The organism is Salegentibacter flavus, from assembly GCF_900115145.1.
GTDB classification, from domain to species: domain Bacteria; phylum Bacteroidota; class Bacteroidia; order Flavobacteriales; family Flavobacteriaceae; genus Salegentibacter; species Salegentibacter flavus.
Genome location: NZ_FOVL01000008.1, coordinates 142130 through 158400 on the forward strand (window position 1 = coordinate 142130; position 16271 = coordinate 158400).

Annotated in this window: 11 protein-coding genes; 5 read left to right on the forward strand and 6 right to left on the reverse strand. The window is 41.7% G+C overall.

The genetic code is table 11. From position 1 onward, the window contains the following. Positions 1 to 51: 51 nt before the first annotated feature. Genes BM266_RS08365 through BM266_RS08380 form a run of 4 tightly spaced genes read right to left on the reverse strand, consistent with a single transcriptional unit; the run spans position 52 to position 6001 of the window. Positions 52 to 1815, reverse strand: coding sequence for an exo-beta-N-acetylmuramidase NamZ domain-containing protein (locus tag BM266_RS08365; protein WP_093408259.1), 1764 nt, complete (start codon positions 1813 to 1815; stop codon positions 52 to 54). Positions 1816 to 1825: 10 nt separating this feature from the next. After that, a complete protein-coding gene (locus BM266_RS08370; RefSeq protein ID WP_093408261.1) occupies positions 1826 to 2764 on the reverse strand; it encodes an N-acetylmuramoyl-L-alanine amidase in 939 nt (312 codons plus the stop codon). Between the two features lie 20 nt (positions 2765 to 2784). Next, positions 2785 to 4704, reverse strand: a complete 1920-nt coding sequence (gene nagB / locus BM266_RS08375; protein WP_093408264.1) for a glucosamine-6-phosphate deaminase — start codon at positions 4702 to 4704, stop codon at positions 2785 to 2787. Positions 4705 to 4729: 25 nt separating this feature from the next. Then, positions 4730 to 6001: an ROK family transcriptional regulator gene (locus BM266_RS08380; RefSeq protein WP_093408266.1), complete on the reverse strand. Its 1272-nt coding sequence runs from the start codon at positions 5999 to 6001 to the stop codon at positions 4730 to 4732. A 217-nt stretch (positions 6002 to 6218) separates the two neighbouring features. Between BM266_RS08380 and BM266_RS08385 the strand changes: the two genes are divergently transcribed. The 4 genes from BM266_RS08385 (at position 6219) to dusB (ending at position 14009) form a co-directional block, all read left to right on the forward strand. Then, positions 6219 to 7364, forward strand: coding sequence for an acyltransferase family protein (locus BM266_RS08385; RefSeq protein WP_093408269.1), 1146 nt, complete (start codon positions 6219 to 6221; stop codon positions 7362 to 7364). A gap of 62 nt (positions 7365 to 7426) precedes the next feature. Continuing rightward, positions 7427 to 10366 carry a serine hydrolase domain-containing protein gene (locus BM266_RS08390; protein ID WP_093408271.1) on the forward strand — a complete coding sequence of 980 codons (2940 nt, stop codon included), beginning with the start codon at positions 7427 to 7429 and terminating at the stop codon, positions 10364 to 10366. Positions 10367 to 10488: 122 nt separating this feature from the next. Beyond that, positions 10489 to 12897, forward strand: coding sequence for an outer membrane beta-barrel family protein (locus BM266_RS08395; RefSeq protein ID WP_093408274.1), 2409 nt, complete (start codon positions 10489 to 10491; stop codon positions 12895 to 12897). Positions 12898 to 13016: 119 nt separating this feature from the next. Further along, the gene (gene dusB / locus BM266_RS08400) at positions 13017 to 14009 is read left to right on the forward strand and encodes a tRNA dihydrouridine synthase DusB (protein ID WP_093408276.1); all 993 of its coding nucleotides are present in this window, start codon (positions 13017 to 13019) and stop codon (positions 14007 to 14009) included. Between the two features lie 155 nt (positions 14010 to 14164). Here the strand turns inward: dusB and BM266_RS08405 are convergent, their stop codons facing one another. Continuing rightward, on the reverse strand, positions 14165 to 15373 hold the full coding sequence (locus BM266_RS08405; RefSeq protein ID WP_093408279.1) for an ABC transporter permease: 1209 nt from the start codon (positions 15371 to 15373) through the stop codon (positions 14165 to 14167). A gap of 1 nt (position 15374) precedes the next feature. After that, entirely contained in the window at positions 15375 to 15767 is a 393-nt protein-coding gene (rbfA, locus tag BM266_RS08410; RefSeq protein ID WP_093408282.1) for a 30S ribosome-binding factor RbfA, read from the reverse strand. 247 nt (positions 15768 to 16014) lie between these two features. On the opposite strand from rbfA, the gene BM266_RS17580 reads away from it, so the two are divergent. Beyond that, positions 16015 to 16271: IS110 family transposase (locus BM266_RS17580; RefSeq protein WP_139220611.1), on the forward strand; the 257-nt coding region annotated here is incomplete at its 3' end.

Sequence of the window (16271 nt, forward strand, 5' to 3'; positions counted from 1 at the left end):
ATTCTCCTTAAAATACAAGCCTCCCGGTTTAAATCGGGAGGCTTTTCGTTTTTAATAAAGTAAATACTGAGCCCTAATCTTTTTAAATGACTTGAGATCTTCCTGCCAGGTCTGAATAATTTCCTGAGGCTGTTTCCCGGCATCAAGGGCTATTCGAACCTTATCGGTTTTTAATAAACCATCCAGCCTTGGTTTACGCCATTCCAATTCCTCTGGATAAAGTTTCTTCAAAGCATGAAGAATATAAATTCCTGCCTCTACAGATTTAAAGTTCTTCCTGTCAGTTAAGCTCATTTCCACTGCGGGAATTTCCTCGTCCATAAATTTTGGCGGATATATCTCGATCCCATCTACCATTTGTTGTGGGGTAATTCTGGTGGTTTCGTATGAAATACCATCCAAATCGTAAGATTGGAGCTGAGTTATAAGTTCTTCAGGCTTTATCCAGGGAGCTGCGATGAACTCAAAAGGTTGCAGGGTACCACGACCTTCAGAAAGATTGGTGCCTTCCAGCAAGCAAGTAGCCGGATAAAATGCGGCAGTAGTAAGAGTAAGCATATTTGGTGAAGGCTTTATCCAGGGCAATCCGGTTTGATCATACCAGTGTTCTCGTTCATAATTTTCCATAGGAATAACCTGTAAATCTGCCGATGGTAATCCGGATTTTTCTCTTTCCTGATTGAACATAGTAGCGAGCTCTCCCACTGTCATCCCGTGGGTAATAGGCAACATATCGATATCTGTAACCGGCTCCCCCGGTTTTCCAACAGGGCCATCTACATAAATGCCTCCAATCGCGTTGGGACGATCCAGCACGATAAACGGAATGTCATTCTCCGCAGCTGCTTCCTGTACCAGGAGCATGGTTTTTATGTAAGTGTAGTAGCGGGCGCCAATATCCTGAATGTCAAAAATTAAAACATCAACCTCTTTCAGCATTTCAGTTGTAGGTTTTCGGGTCTTTCCGTAGAGGGAGATCACAGGAAGACCAGTTTTCTCGTCTTTTGAATCAGTTACGTGAGTGTCTTCTTCTCCGCGAATTCCATGTTCCGGACCGAAAAGCATAGTGAGTTTGGTATCCGGATTTTGATGAAGAAGGTCAACTATGTGTTCTCCATTGGGCAGTAAGCCAGTATGATTGGTAACTACACCTATCTTCTTATTTCTGATCAAATCAAAATATTCATTTTCAAAAAGCCTTTCAGCACCTATCTTCACCGGGTGTTCGACCTTCAGTAAAGGTAATTTGGAATATAAATCGCTTCCCGGACAGGTTGTTTCTGCCTGATCTTTATGCCCACTGATGGTCTCTCTTGAAATATCATATTCCGAAGAAATGAAACTTACCAGTCTTTTAAGGCTTTCCCATTGCTCAGGTAACAGTTTCTCTTTATTGAAATCACCTTCAACCACAATCAGAACGTGGCCGTTTAAGTCATAATCGGTATTTGAATCACCCTGGAAATTAATATCCCGACCTTCGGCGATCTTCCCGCTGGTGGCGATATAAAAATGATAGGGCACATCGGGCCAGGCTTTTTTAATACTGCCATCTGCCATTGGGGAATCCTTCTGAGAAAATTGCTGTAAGGCCTGAAGTTTCTTTTCAATAGAGAGATCGGGTTTTTGAGGCATCCCCGTGTGATGTATGGTAATAAACTGCGGCTTATGAGGGATTATTTCCATCACCGGTGGATTTGCTTTCCAGTCTTCCCTGGTAATAACAGCTAACTCACTTTCTTCAATAATTTGTGCTGAAGAGGAAAAAACGCAGAAAAACGCGAAGATGAATTTGATAAAACCGATTCTAAACATAAAGCCGCAGTTATAAATATTTCTGATACAAATTGTAAAGTGTTTTTAGATCGTTTCCATTAAGAGGAGATTGTATATCTTCTTGAATAAAATGTAATTTAAATGATTGAAGGGCTGCATCCATATTACTGGTGTCAAAACCAATTATTCTTAGAGCCATTTCTACATCGAAAGTTGCCGGAACCACTTCAGGGAATAGGATTTTATCCAATACCGGAATTCGTTGAGTGAAAATAGAATTGTTCGCTATGGCCATAGGGTTTGGTTTAAAGAATTCGGCTTGGGTTTTTAGGTTTTTCACCTCTTCTTCGTCATACCAAAGGCCGTAACCTTCTTCTGCAAGGCTCTTCCACGGGAAAGTGGCATTAGGATCTACCTTGCGACCCGGAGCGATATCTGAATGGCCAATGAAATTTTCAGCAGGGATTTTGTAATCTTCTTTTAATTTATTTAATACCGCCAGCAGACTCTGGATCTGAACTTCAGAAAATTCTTCAAACCCGTTGTTGTCCAGTTCGATCCCAATGGAAGAGGAGTTAAGGTCTGAATTATTCCCCCATTTTCCTACCCCGCCATGCCATCCCCGAAAATAATCGTTCAGCATATGATACACATCCCCATCACGACCGATAACATAATGTGAACTCACCTGCGTGCGGGTAAGCGTAAAGGTTTTCAGGGTTTGTTCTACAGAATCCTGCGCGGTGTGATGGATCACCACATAATTGGGTTGGCGCAGGTTAAAATTAGTAGTTCCCGCCCGGTACTCGCCATAATCGAGTGCGGATCCATCAGACTTTTCCGGGAGTGGGAACTTGCTTAATTGCTTTGTGTAGACTTTTGCCTGCTTTTTATAGACCCGGTTGGTTTTGGAATATGGATTGGAGGTACAGCTAGCCAAAACCAGTAAAACCAGGAACGTATTAAGTAGGGTAAAACCTCTTCTCATAGCAATAAACGCATGTATTGTTAAAATTTCCAGCGTACAAAGGCTTCCATCGCTTCGTAATTTGCCAGCCCGAGCTTATCATAAGCTTCAGCGGTTTCACGGTTTCGCTCTTCTGCGCGTACCCAGAATTCTCTTTCATCATCACCTGGAAAAACAGGACGATCTTTTTGAGATTGATGCTGAAATATTGCTTTTCTTTTTCGTTGTACTTCCTGGGGAGAAAGCGGGACAGACATTTCGATCTCGTGGATCGCGAATTCCTGCCAGGCGCCCCGGTACATCCATAGCCAGCAGTCTTTTGTCCATTCTTCGGTCTCCCGGAGTCTGGTAAGTGCCTCCAGGATTATTCGGAAACAAACTATATGGGTTCCGTGGGGATCGGCGAAATCACCAGCTGCAAAAACCTGGTGCGGTTTTATTTGCTGAAGCAACTCCATAGTGAGCTTTACATCCTCCTCGGTAACAGGGTTCTTTTTTCTTTTTCCGGTTTCATAGAACGGTAGTGCCATAAAATGAATATTCTTGTCCTTGAGTCCGGCAAATCTTGCTCCAGCGAAGGCTTCAGATTTTCTAATGAAAGCTTTTACATCCTGAATTTCCTGAAGGTCTATATCGTTGGGTTGTTTGTCTTCAAGAGAACGGCGCATTTTCTCATATGTAGCTTCAAGTTTTGCAACATCTTCGCCGAGACTTCGGTTAAAATCTATGGCGAATTCTACGTAACGAAGCACATCGGTATCCCAAACCGCGGTATTCCCTGAGGTTTGATAAGCTACGTGTACCTCATGACCCTGGTCTACCAGACGGATAAAAGTCCCTCCCATAGAGATCACATCATCATCTGGGTGCGGGGAAAATATTAGCGAGCGCTTTTGCGGTGGATCTTTTCTTTCCGGTCTTTGGGAATCATCGGCATTAGGCTTTCCTCCCGGCCAACCGGTAATACTGTGTTGCAGCTGGTTGAATACATCTATATTAATATTGTAGGCGGGTCCAAAATCAGTAGCGAGTTGGGCCATCCCGTTATTATTGTAATCTTCATCAGTAAGTTTAAGAATTGGCTTTTTAACTTCCGAAGAAAGCCAGATAACCGCCTTTTTGATAAGCTGTTTATCCCAAACGCAATCTTTTACTAACCACGGCGTATTAAAGCGGGTGAGTTCTGAAGCGGCATCTTCATCTAAAATGAATTCTACATTTTCTGAAAGCTGAAGATAGGTAGCAGGAACGTTTCCTGATATTTCTCCTTCAACCGCTTTTCTGATAATCGGTGCTTTTTTACGGCTCCAGGCCATAAGGATAATCTCACGGGCCTTGAAGATTGTACCAATCCCCATGGTTATAGCCTTGGTGGGCACATTTTCTTTTCCTCCAAAATCACGGGAGGCATCGCGGCGGGTAAGATCGTCCAGGGTTACCAGGCGGGTTCCAGAGTTTGGGGCCGATCCCGGTTCGTTGAAACCAATGTGACCGGTTCTACCAATCCCTAACACCTGAAGGTCTAAACCACCAAGTTCTCCGATTTTATTCTCGTATTCAATACAGTAATTTGCAACATCCTCTTTGGCCAAAGTTCCATCAGGAATGTGAATATTTTCCCGCTTTATATCGATGTGGTTGAAGAGGTTTTCATCCATAAAACGAACATAACTCTGCTTGGCATCGGGTTGCATTGGATAATATTCATCCAGGTTGAAGGTGATCACATTCTGAAAACTCAGGCCTTCCTCTTTGTGCAGGCGCACCAGTTCTTCATATATCTCAACAGGAGTCGCTCCTGTTGCAAGGCCAAGAACTGCGCTTTCTCCCTTTTCCTGTTTTTTCTTAATAAGTGTGGCTATTCTCGCTGCCACCGTTTTTGAAGCTATGTGCTCATCGGGATAAACGCTAACCGGCAGTTTTTCGAAACGCGTTTCTTCTAAAAGGTTTAATCTGGCCATAAATTAGTGCTATTTCAAGAAATTTTTAATTAATGTAAGATTTAACCAGGGCTACCTGGTCTTTAAATATATTGTCCATTACTGCGATGGTACCCCCAAATAAACTGGAATTAGGACCTAACTCTGATAGTTCGATCCTTGTGCGATCCTTGAGTTGCATCATGCAATAGGTGTTCATAGACTGGTGAATTGGGGTAGTGATAAATTGTTTGGCTTCAGCGATCTTGCCTTCCAGAATAACCAGTTCAGGATTAAATATCTGGATGAGAATGGCTATTCCTTTCCCAAGCTTAATGCCAATTTCTGAAAGTACATTAATGGCAAATTGGTCGCCTTTGTTGGCGGCATCTATAATCACTTCGGGCTCTAATTTGTCCATCTCTTCCTGGCTTAAATTATTTAATACGGAAGTTTGTCCTGCCTTAAGCCCTTCTTTGGTCTTTCTGACCAGTGCGAGCCCCGAGGCTTCTGTCTCCAGGCAACCTCTTTTTCCACAGTGGCAAAGCAAGCCATCTTCGGTCATTGGAATATGCCCGAATTCCCCGGCAAAGCCAGATTCTCCCGAGTGCATTCTTCCGCCCATAATAATTCCCAATCCAATTCCCCAATCCATAGAGATTACAAGCACGTTGCTTTTATCACGAGCCAGCCCAAAACGGAATTCAGCTAAACAGGCACTTTTAGCATCGTTTAGGATGACAACAGGTTTTTTGAATTTCTTTTCGAATCTAACTTTTAATGACTCGGGTTCCTGTTCGCTTAAATAATAGGTAAAGTTCTTACCTGCCTCGGCAGAAACAAGCCCAGGCATACTAATACCTACACCCATTAGGTCACTCATTTTTATTTTAGCTGATTTAAGTAGTTTCTCAGCCTGCTCAAATAGTAAATCCACGATATTGGAGTCTGGAGAAATTTCGCTGGTTAAGATACTTTCCTTAACAATGCCGTGATTATTGTCTATTATTGTCAGTTTTATTCTGAAGCGCTCAATGTGGATGCTTAGCACAAAAAAGGAATGCTCCTGCATACCATAAAGATCGGGTTTGCGCCCGCCTTCAGATTTTCCTCTGCCGGTTTTGGAAACAATTCCATCCTCTATCATCTGATTTAAAAGAGACATTGATGTTGGTAAACTCACATTAAACCTACTGCATATCTCAGCATTGGAGGTATTTCCGTTTAAAAATAGATGTTTTACGATTTTTAGCTTTTGCAAATACTTCTTACGCTCTACATTGCTGATATGAGCAAGTTTTTCTTCATCTACGAGAAAATCCTGTAGTTTTTTTGGCATGTGTGGTTTTTTTGTTTGAATTAATTGTCGCTAAATTTAAATTCTTTTTGAAAAGAAGCTCCTAATTCAGAATTAAAAATAGATAAAAAAATTATTCTGAGAAATACTTTTTCAATTTTTTTATAAAAGATCATTTATTTAAATGAAATTTATATTTTTAAATATTCAAATTTTTAAGCCGTATTAAGTCTTTTGCCAACAAAAAAAATATCGATCTATGTCTCCAAATTCTGCTGTAACTACCTTAAAATCCCAGCGTTATTTTGCACTGGATATTTTACGGGGAATGACTATAGCCCTTATGATTCTTGTGAATACCCCGGGTAGTTGGTCTCATATTTATGCACCATTCAGGCACGCTGCCTGGCACGGTTTTACCCCAACCGATCTGGTTTTTCCTGCTTTCCTATTCGTCCTTGGTAATGCGATGAGCTTCAGCCTTAAAAAGTATGAGGCAAAATCAGAACAACATTTTCTCAAAAAAGTGTTAAAACGCTCCCTTCTTATTTTTGCAATTGGATTATTCCTGAGTGCCTTTCCGTTTGTGTATCGTACGGGAGGGGAGTTGGCCCTAAAAGACCTTAGCAATATGCGTATTATGGGGGTGCTTCAACGCATTGCTCTTTGTTACTTATCCGCCTCACTTATTATTCATTATTTTAAGCTGAAAAAATCTCTGATCATAGGTGCGATAATCCTCCTGGGTTATTGGGCGATTATGTGGTTTTTTGGCGATGCCCCCGATCCTTATGGACTTAAGACGAATGCAGCCCTTAAATTTGACCGGATGATCTTTGCAGAAGAAAATCTCTATAAGGGTTTTGGTTTCCCCTTTGATCCCGAAGGTTTATTAAGCACCCTTCCGGCTATCGTAAATGTGATTTTTGGTTATGCTGCAGGTATTTTTATTCAAAAATCAGGAAATAATTTAAAGACCGTTTGGAAACTTGCAATCGCCGCGGTAGTTTTTATAGGTATCGCACTGCTTTGGGATATTTATTTCCCTATAAATAAAGGGATATGGACGAGTAGTTTCGTGATGTACAGCACGGGATGGACTTTACTCCTGCTTTCAGCATTAATTGGAATTATCGAAGTCGCCGGATTTAAAAAATGGACCTATTTCTTTGAAGCCTTCGGAAAAAACCCTCTTTTTATATTTGTAATGTCGGGATTGGTGGTCATGCTAATGAACATAATTTACATTAACGGCCGTGCGTTGAAGCCTTTGTTATATGAAAAATTTTACCTTAGCTGGCTTAACGATTATAATGCCTCCCTGTTATTTGCCATTAGTTATATGGTGCTGATGTGGCTGTTGGGATACTGGCTGGATAAGCGCAAAATATATATAAAGGTATGATGCCTTAAACCTGAAACCCAATACAAAATTGAAACTGCTTATATTTAAAAAGATCTCCGAAAATGAAAATTAAAACCTCTTTATTAATAATTGCTGCTCTCTTGATAGGGGCAAATCTCCATGCCCAAGAACAAAAACCACCATTTCTTAAATATCAAAACAGCCAATGGGTAGATTCCATTATGGAAAATCTTACTCCGAATGAGCGCATCGCCCAGCTCATAATGGTTGCAGCTTATTCCAACCGGGGGCCTGAACATAAACAGGAGATTCTGAAGTCAATAAGGGAACAAAAAATCGGCGGACTCATTTTCTTCCAGGGTGATGCGAGAACCCAGGCCAATTTGATGAATGATTACCAGTTGGTTTCAGAAGTGCCTCTGCTTGGAGCCATAGATGCTGAATGGGGCCTGGGAATGAGATTGGATAACACGATAAGTTATCCTTTCCAGATGGCCCTGGGTGCTATTCAAAACGATAGTTTAATTTACGAGCTTGGGCAGGAGGTGGCCCGGCAGATAAAGAGAAGTGGACTACATCTTAATTTTGCACCTGTAGTAGATGTGAATAATAATCCTGATAATCCTGTGATCAATTTTAGATCTTTTGGGGAAAACAAGGAAAATGTGTCCCAAAAAGGGATCGCTTATATGCAGGGAATGCAGGATGCCAATTTGCTCACCACAGCAAAACACTTTCCCGGCCACGGAGATACCGACACTGATTCCCACTATGCGCTTCCGCAGATAAATCACGCTTTTAACCGGCTGGATTCTCTGGAAATGCATCCTTTTAAAAAACTTATAGACGCCGGAATTGGCGGCGTGATGGTCGCGCACCTGGATATACCGGCCCTGGACTCGACAGGAGTTCCTTCAACTTTATCTAAACCAATAATTACCGGAATTCTCAAGGATAGATTAGGTTTTGAAGGATTGATTGTTACCGATGCGATGAATATGAAAGGAGTTACTGAAGGGAATGAACCCGGAATAGTTGATAAGGATGCAATCCTGGCAGGAAATGACTTGCTGGAATTTACCGAAGATGTACCAAAAGCAATCGCTGAAATAAGAAAAGCCATAAATCAGGGGCTTATCACCCAGGCTGAAATCGATAAGCGGGTAAGGAAATTATTAGCAGTAAAACAATGGGTTGGTCTGGATCAATATGAGCCAACTCCGCTTAAAAATATAGATGAAGAGATTAGCACCCTTGAAGCCGAATGGTTGAACCGGAAACTGGTTGAGGCCTCGCTTACCGTCCTTAAGAATGACCAAAATATAATGCCGGTAAAAGAGCTCCAGGATGTTAAGATCGCTTCGGTTTCATTTGGAGCTAAAAAAGAAACGGTTTTCCAGGAAAGTCTGAGCCTTTATACAGATGTAAAGCATTTCCAGGTGGGGCTGGACGCTAAAACTTCAGAATTAAAGAAAATATTTGAAGAGCTAAAAGCCTTTGATCTAATTATTGCCGGGATTCACGACGACAGCCGATTTCCCCGTAATACGATGAAGTTTTCAAATTCGGTTCAAAATCTTATGGGAGAAATTTTTGAAGAACCGAACAGCATAGTTGCTTACTTTAAAAATCCTTATTCCCTAAATAAACTTAAGGGAGTAGAAAATGCTGCTGGACTAATTCTCACTTATCAGGATAATAAAATTACACAGGAACTTGCCGCCCAGCTTATTTTTGGTGGCGTTGGAGCTAACGGAAAACTTCCGGTTAGTGTTGGTAAAAAATTCAAATCGGGGGAAGGCCTGGAGGTTGAAGGAGGGTTACGCCTAAAATACACCAGTCCTGAAGATGCCGGGATGAATTCTGAAATTCTTAATGGAGGCATAGATTCGCTGATGCAACAGGCCATGGATATGAAAGCTATTCCCGGCGGCCAGATCCTCGTTGCCAGAAAAGGGAAAGTCGTATTTCATAAAGCCTATGGCCTGCACGATTACAGCGATACCGTAAAAGTCAAGAAAACCGATTTGTACGATCTTGCATCGGTGACCAAGATATCTTCGGCCTTGCCTGCTATTATGAAGCTTGCAGATGAAGGAAAATTTGATCTGGATGCCGGGATAGATACTTATCTGCCTTTTTTTAGAAACTCCAATAAGGCCGGAGTTCCGTTTAGGGAGATCCTGGCGCACCAGGCTCGTTTTAAACCCTGGATCGCTTACTGGAAAAACACCCTCCGCAAGAACGGCAGCTATAGATGGAATACTTTTAAAAAAGATTCTTCAGCCAGGTATCCTGTGAAAGTGAGTGAAAATTTATGGTTGCACCGCAGGTATCAGAAGAAAATGTTCAGGGCGATAAAAAAATCTGAACTTGAAGAAGAAGCAAAATATAAATATTCGGGCCTGGCCTTTTATCTTCTGCCAACTATAGTAGAAGAAATTACCGGAGAGGATTTTCGAAGTTATATAAATGAAAATTTTTATGATAAACTGGGAGCAACAACTTTGACTTATAATCCTTCAGAAGAATTTAATTCAGCCAGTATCGTACCTACAGAGCACGATTATTTTTTTAGGCATAAACCTATAAAAGGAATGGTTCACGATGAAGGCGCTGTGATGATGGGCGGAATATCGGCCAACGCCGGACTTTTCTCTACTGCTAATGATCTTGCCAAGCTCATGCAGATGTATTTGAATATGGGCGAATACGCCGGAGTGCGTTATATAGAAGAAGACACCTTTAAGGAATGGACCAAAACCCAGTTTCCTGAAAATGATAATCACCGGGGCCTGGGATTTGATAAACCATATCTTGAATATAAAGGAGAAAGCAGCAACACGGCAAAAGATGCCAGTAAGGCCAGCTTTGGCCACACAGGTTTCACAGGGATAATGGCCTGGATGGACCCTGAAGAAGACCTGCTTTACCTTTTTCTTTCCAACCGCGTTTTGCCTACCCGTGGTAATACGAGATTATACAGTTTAAATACCAGAACAAATATTCAACAGGTACTTTATGACGCCATAGAGGAATAATAATATTTTATGGTTTTTACCGTAAATGCTTAGCTTTTTAAGAATAGGATTACCAAAATCGGGTATAGGTCTCAAGGAAATATTATATTTGAATGAATTTCTCTTAAGCCCTCTTGATCTATATGAAGAAAAACTACGCTTATTTTCTGCTTACCCTACTTTTTATTATTACCACTCAGGCCTTTTCACAGCACTCCGTTCGCGGAAAGTTGATCGATGAAAACCTTCAACCTGTGGCCTTCGCCAATGTTATTTTGCTTAGCGCCCAGGATTCGGTTAGTGTTTATAAAGGAACGGTTTCAGAAGAAAATGGAGCCTTTGAATTTCAGAATGTCAATGAGGATAAATACCTGCTGAAAACCAGTTTTGTAGGTTTTGAGGATCACCATGAAATAATTGATGTTTCTAAAGATCTTGATCTTTACCGAATTGAAATTAGAGTTTCTTCTTCTGAACTTGATGAGGTTACCATACAGGCCAGGAAGCCTACAATTACCCGCAGCATAGACCGGATAACCTTTGACGTGGAAAATTCTACGCTTTCCAGCGGAAATTCCTGGGATGTTCTCAAACAAACTCCCGGGGTTATTATAAACCAGGGCCAGCTTCAGGTCAGAAACGGTGGAGTTACGGTTTATATTAACGATAGAAAGGTGCAGCTCACCGCTGATGAACTTACCACTTTGCTTCAGAGTTATTCCGCAGAGAATTTAAAATCGGTGGAGGTGATCACTAATCCGCCGGCAAGATACGATGCCGAAGGTGGCGCAATTATTAATATTAATACCACCAAAGCCCTGAATCCAGGTTATAAAGGAAGCCTTGAAGGTAATTACACCCAGGGGATAGTTCCTAAATATCAAATTGGAACCAGTCATTACTGGAAAGGAGAAAAGCTTAATTTCTTTGCCAATTATAGTTTTAGTCCGCGAAAAGAGATTAAAAGGGATGATAGCTATATTAATTTTATAAGTCCACTGAATGCCGGAAATTCCCATTGGGAAACCGATTTTGAACGCGTTACCCGTTCCCGGGCTCATAATGCCAATGTGATGTTGGATTATGATTTTGATGAAAAGAACAGACTGAGTTTTTCCTCTAACCTGATGGTTTCTCCCAACAAGACTTTTGATAACCGCGTTAACACTGAAATAGAAAATGCTCAGCAGCGGCTTCAAAGTTCCTTATTTACGGAGAGTGAACTGGAAAATGACGAAAGCAATATTGCCTTAAACCTGGGCTACACCCATAGTATGGATAATGGGGGAAGTTTTTCTTCAAACCTTCATTATACCAGGTTTGATCAGGACCGGATGCAAATGGTGGAAACCGATTATTTTAATGCTGCCGGAGATCCTTTTCAAACCATATCTTTTAACACAGATGCCGCTCAGGAGATCGATATTGTGACAGCGCAAATCGATTTCAACAGTCCTTTGGGAAGTACAAATTTTGATGCCGGAGCGAAACTCTCGACTATAAATTCCAGCAGCGGAATCGATTTTTCTAATGCCGAAAGCCTGGAAGATCTTTATGAAAATCTTTCAGATGATTTCCGTTATGACGAAATGGTCTATGCCGCCTATGCCAATATCTCCAAAGACTGGGAAAGCTGGAGTATACAGGCCGGTTTACGCGGAGAATACACCGATCTGGAAGGGCATTCCCTGTCTATGGATGAAGTGAATTCTCAAGAATATTTTGAATTGTTTCCTACGGCTTACCTGCAGTATCGCGCATCAGACGATCATAGCTTTACTCTGGATTACAGCAGGAGAATAGAGCGACCAAGGTATGAAAGCCTAAACCCTTTCAGGTATTTCCTGAATGAAAATGATTTCAACGCCGGGAACCCCAATTTAAAAGCAGCGATAAGCGATAATTTTAACCTGAATTACACGCTTAAAGGCTCGTACTTCTTTGATGTATATTACCGTGACTATGGCAATTCACCTGCCACGCTCGCTTTTCAGAATAACGACAGGCAATTTATAAGAAGGGTGAGTATGAATTTGCTGGAAGATAAAACCTATGGGCTGGATATTACTCATGTGAGAATGTTAACCGATTGGTGGTATGCCCAATTATATGCTTCTATTTTTCACGAAGAGAACCGTTTTGCCGCCCTGGAGAGTGAGATAGAAACCCACACCAATGAAGTTGACGGAGTGCTTGCCCAACTCTATAACAGCTTTACGCTTACAAAAGACGGTAGCTTAACAGGGACCCTTACTTATTTATATGTTTCAGATTATATGTCTGGATCTTATAATTTTGAACCTTTTTCCACTTTAAGCATCGGTCTTCGGAAAACGCTTTGGAATAACCGAGCCGAGCTAAGCCTGAATGTGAATGATATTTTCGATCAAACCAACACCAGGCTAACTTCCCGCTATGCCAATCAGGATAATTCCTTTTTTGCCAGAGAAGAAATGCGCTATGTGAGACTTGGTTTCAAATATAACTTCGGAAATTTCAGACTGGAAGATAACCAGCGTAGCATTGAGGCCGCGGAACGTGACAGGCTGTAATTGGCCCCCTAACCCCGAAGGGGGAATTCTATACACTCTAAATGTTACTTAACTCCCCACTTCAGAAGAGTTGGGGTGGGCCTTCTTTTTTTGTATTTTTGCAGCCCAAATAAACCAATGTGGCTAAAATAGGAAACATAGATGTAGGAGACTTCCCGTTGCTGCTGGCACCGATGGAAGACGTGAGCGACCCGCCATTCAGGGCACTTTGCAAAGAGCAGGGCGCCGATGTGGTTTTTACTGAATTTATCTCTTCTGAAGGGCTTATTCGCGATGCGGCGAAAAGCACGATGAAGCTCGATATCTACGAGAAAGAACGCCCGGTGGGCATACAGATTTTTGGTGCTAACCTGGAATCTATGCTTCGGTCTGTGGAAATAGTAGAGAAATCCAACCCGGATATTATAGATATTAACTTTGGCTGTCCCGTGAAAAAGGTGGTTTCCAAAGGCGCCGGTGCCGGTATTCTAAAAGATATAGACCTTATGGTCTCGCTAACCAAGGCTATGGTAGAACACACTCATTTGCCCGTAACCGTGAAAACCCGTCTGGGTTGGGACAACGATTCCATTAAGATCGTTGAGGTTGCAGAGCGGCTTCAGGATGTGGGCTGCCAGGCTATTTCCATTCACGGGCGTACCCGCGTGCAGATGTACAAAGGCGAAGCCGACTGGAAACCTATCGCAGAGGTGAAGAACAATTCCAGAATGCACATTCCTGTTTTTGGAAACGGCGATGTTGATTCTCCGGAAAAAGCGATGGAAATGCGTGATCAATTCGGACTGGATGGCGCTATGATTGGCCGTGCAAGTATAGGTTATCCCTGGTTTTTCAGAGAAGTAAAGCACTTCTTTAAAACTGGAGAACATATGGCCCCTCCAACTCTGGAAGAGCGGGTGGAAGCGGCACGACGACACCTACAAATGGCTATCGACTGGAAAGGGGAGAAGCTTGGGGTTTTTGAAACCCGCCGGCATTATACCAATTACTTTAAGGGAATTCCGCACTTCAAGGAATTCCGGATGAAAATGGTGACCAGCGATGATGCCGCCGATGTTTTCGCGGCTTTTGATGAGGTGGAAAAAGAATTTGCCGGGTACCAGTTTGTCTAAGATTCCCTGGGATATCTCAAATTAAGATCTTTCTCGAATGAGATCCTGAGTCAAGCTCATGATGAATTCACCGTCATCCCGGACGTGATCCGGGATCTCACGATTCACGATTGCTTTTTCATTAAATTCTGCAAGGGTTCCAAACCCTTGCAGAATTAAGTGCTTTGCAATGCTTTCTTACTTCTTCCCGCGGCAATATACGAAGCTCCAAAACCTAAAATTCCAATTGTAAAGAAGACAATAAGAATATTTTCAAGCTTAACAGCCACCGGATAAGGCAGGCTGGGGGTGATCATCACCAATTCGTATTGCAGTTGGAGGTAAACAATAATTATTGCGAAAAGTAAGCCTAAAACCCCGCCGAGAATAGTCATTAACATTCCCTGGGTAAAGAAAATCTGTTTTATCTGAGATGCGCTGGCGCCAAGGCTGTAAAGAGTTTTGATATTTTCCCGCTTGTCCAGGATCACCATAATAATAGACCCCACGACATTAAAAAGCGCAATGATAAGTACGAGGGTGAAGATGAGATAAACCGCCAGGTTTTCGGTATTCAGCATCTTATAGAGAGTTTCGTTTAGTTGAGCCCTGTTTTTCAGAATCACCTCGTCCTCAAAAACCGATGTAATCTCGCTGCTTATATCAGACGGATTGATTCCGGGTTTTAATTTAATTTCAACCGCTGTATAAGTATCCTCATCGAGGTCTAACAGATTTTTTGCAAGACCCAGATTGGCAAAAACATATTTCCCATCCAATTCTTCATTAATGCTGTAGATTCCGCTTGTGATAACTTGTTGCCTGTTAAAGGCAGCATCGGGGCTGGTAAGACTTACCTGACCTTTTCCGGGTTTTGGGACCCAGAGTTTCAGCAGGGTTTGATAATTAAAAACGCTAAGCCCTAATTTTCTGGAAATCGTATTACCCACCACCACCTGTGCCTCGCTATCGGTTAACCAGCTTCCGTTCACGATCGCGCTATCTATTTGGTTCACCAGGCGGTAATTTTTATCAACTCCTTTAATATATGCCCAGTCGTTCTTTTCACGATAATCCAGAAAAACCCGTTCCTCAATAACTTTGGTGAAATTGGCTATGCCTTCAATTTCTGAAAGCCTTCCTCCCTGATCTTCATCAAAATGAAATGTTTTTCCGCTTTCGGGAAGCACCTTTAGGTCAGGGTCAAAATCATTGGAAAACTGAAGGCTGAAATCCTTCAATCCGGCAAAACCGGAGAGTACTATAAATAAAGAAAAAGCTCCTGCAAACACCCCAATAGCCGCAATTATTGTGATGATATTTATCGCGTTGTTGCTGCTTTTGGTAAAAAGATAGCGCTTGGCGATGTAGAGCGGAAACTTCAAATTATGATTTTTTCCTTTTATCCAATAGATCAGGATTGGAGATAGGATTTTCGTCTCCTTTAATATATTTTTCTATGTTTTCAATATATTCAAGCGAATCGTCTACAAAATAAGAGATATCCGGCATTTTACGCAATTGGTTTTTGGTGCGTTGTGCCATCTCGTGTTTTATCTTTGACTTTACCGCATTGATCTCCTCCAGGATCTCGTCGGCGAATTTCGACGGAAAGATACTGATGTAAGCCTTGGCAATAGAAAGGTCTGTAGTGACCTTTACCTTGGAAACCGAAATCAAAATTCCCGTTCTTCCCGCTTCCCTGAGGTTATTCTGAAGGATATCTGCCAGATCCTTCTGTAAAACCCCTCCTATTTTCTTTTGTCTATTTGTTTCCATACTGCAAAAATAGCTAATTAAAAATTCCCGAACTTTGGTTTTATGAAAATACCAATTTCCTTTGCTGAAAACAAAACATATGAAATGGGCATAACGACAATTCGATGCAAACACCAATGAAGATATGCGAATTACATATGACCTATAAAAAACAATAAATATCTACATATGAAATACCCATGATTTAGCCCACGCAAACACCGATGAGTTTTTTGCTTAAATTTAAGTGATGTAAAAACTTATTGGAATGAAAGCAATTGACTACGAGCAGGTTATTTCCGTGGGATGCGGAATAGATGTGCACAAGGATGTTATTGTTGCTACGGTTAGAAGCAATAGCAAAGATTATCAGACCAGGCAGTTTACTGCCTATACAAGTTCTTTGACAGAGTTACGAGATTGGTGTAAGGAAGAAGGGGTTACTCATGTGGCTATGGAAAGCACCGGCGTCTATTGGAAGCCGGTTTTTAATATCCTGGAGGAAGATTTTGCGATCATCCTTGT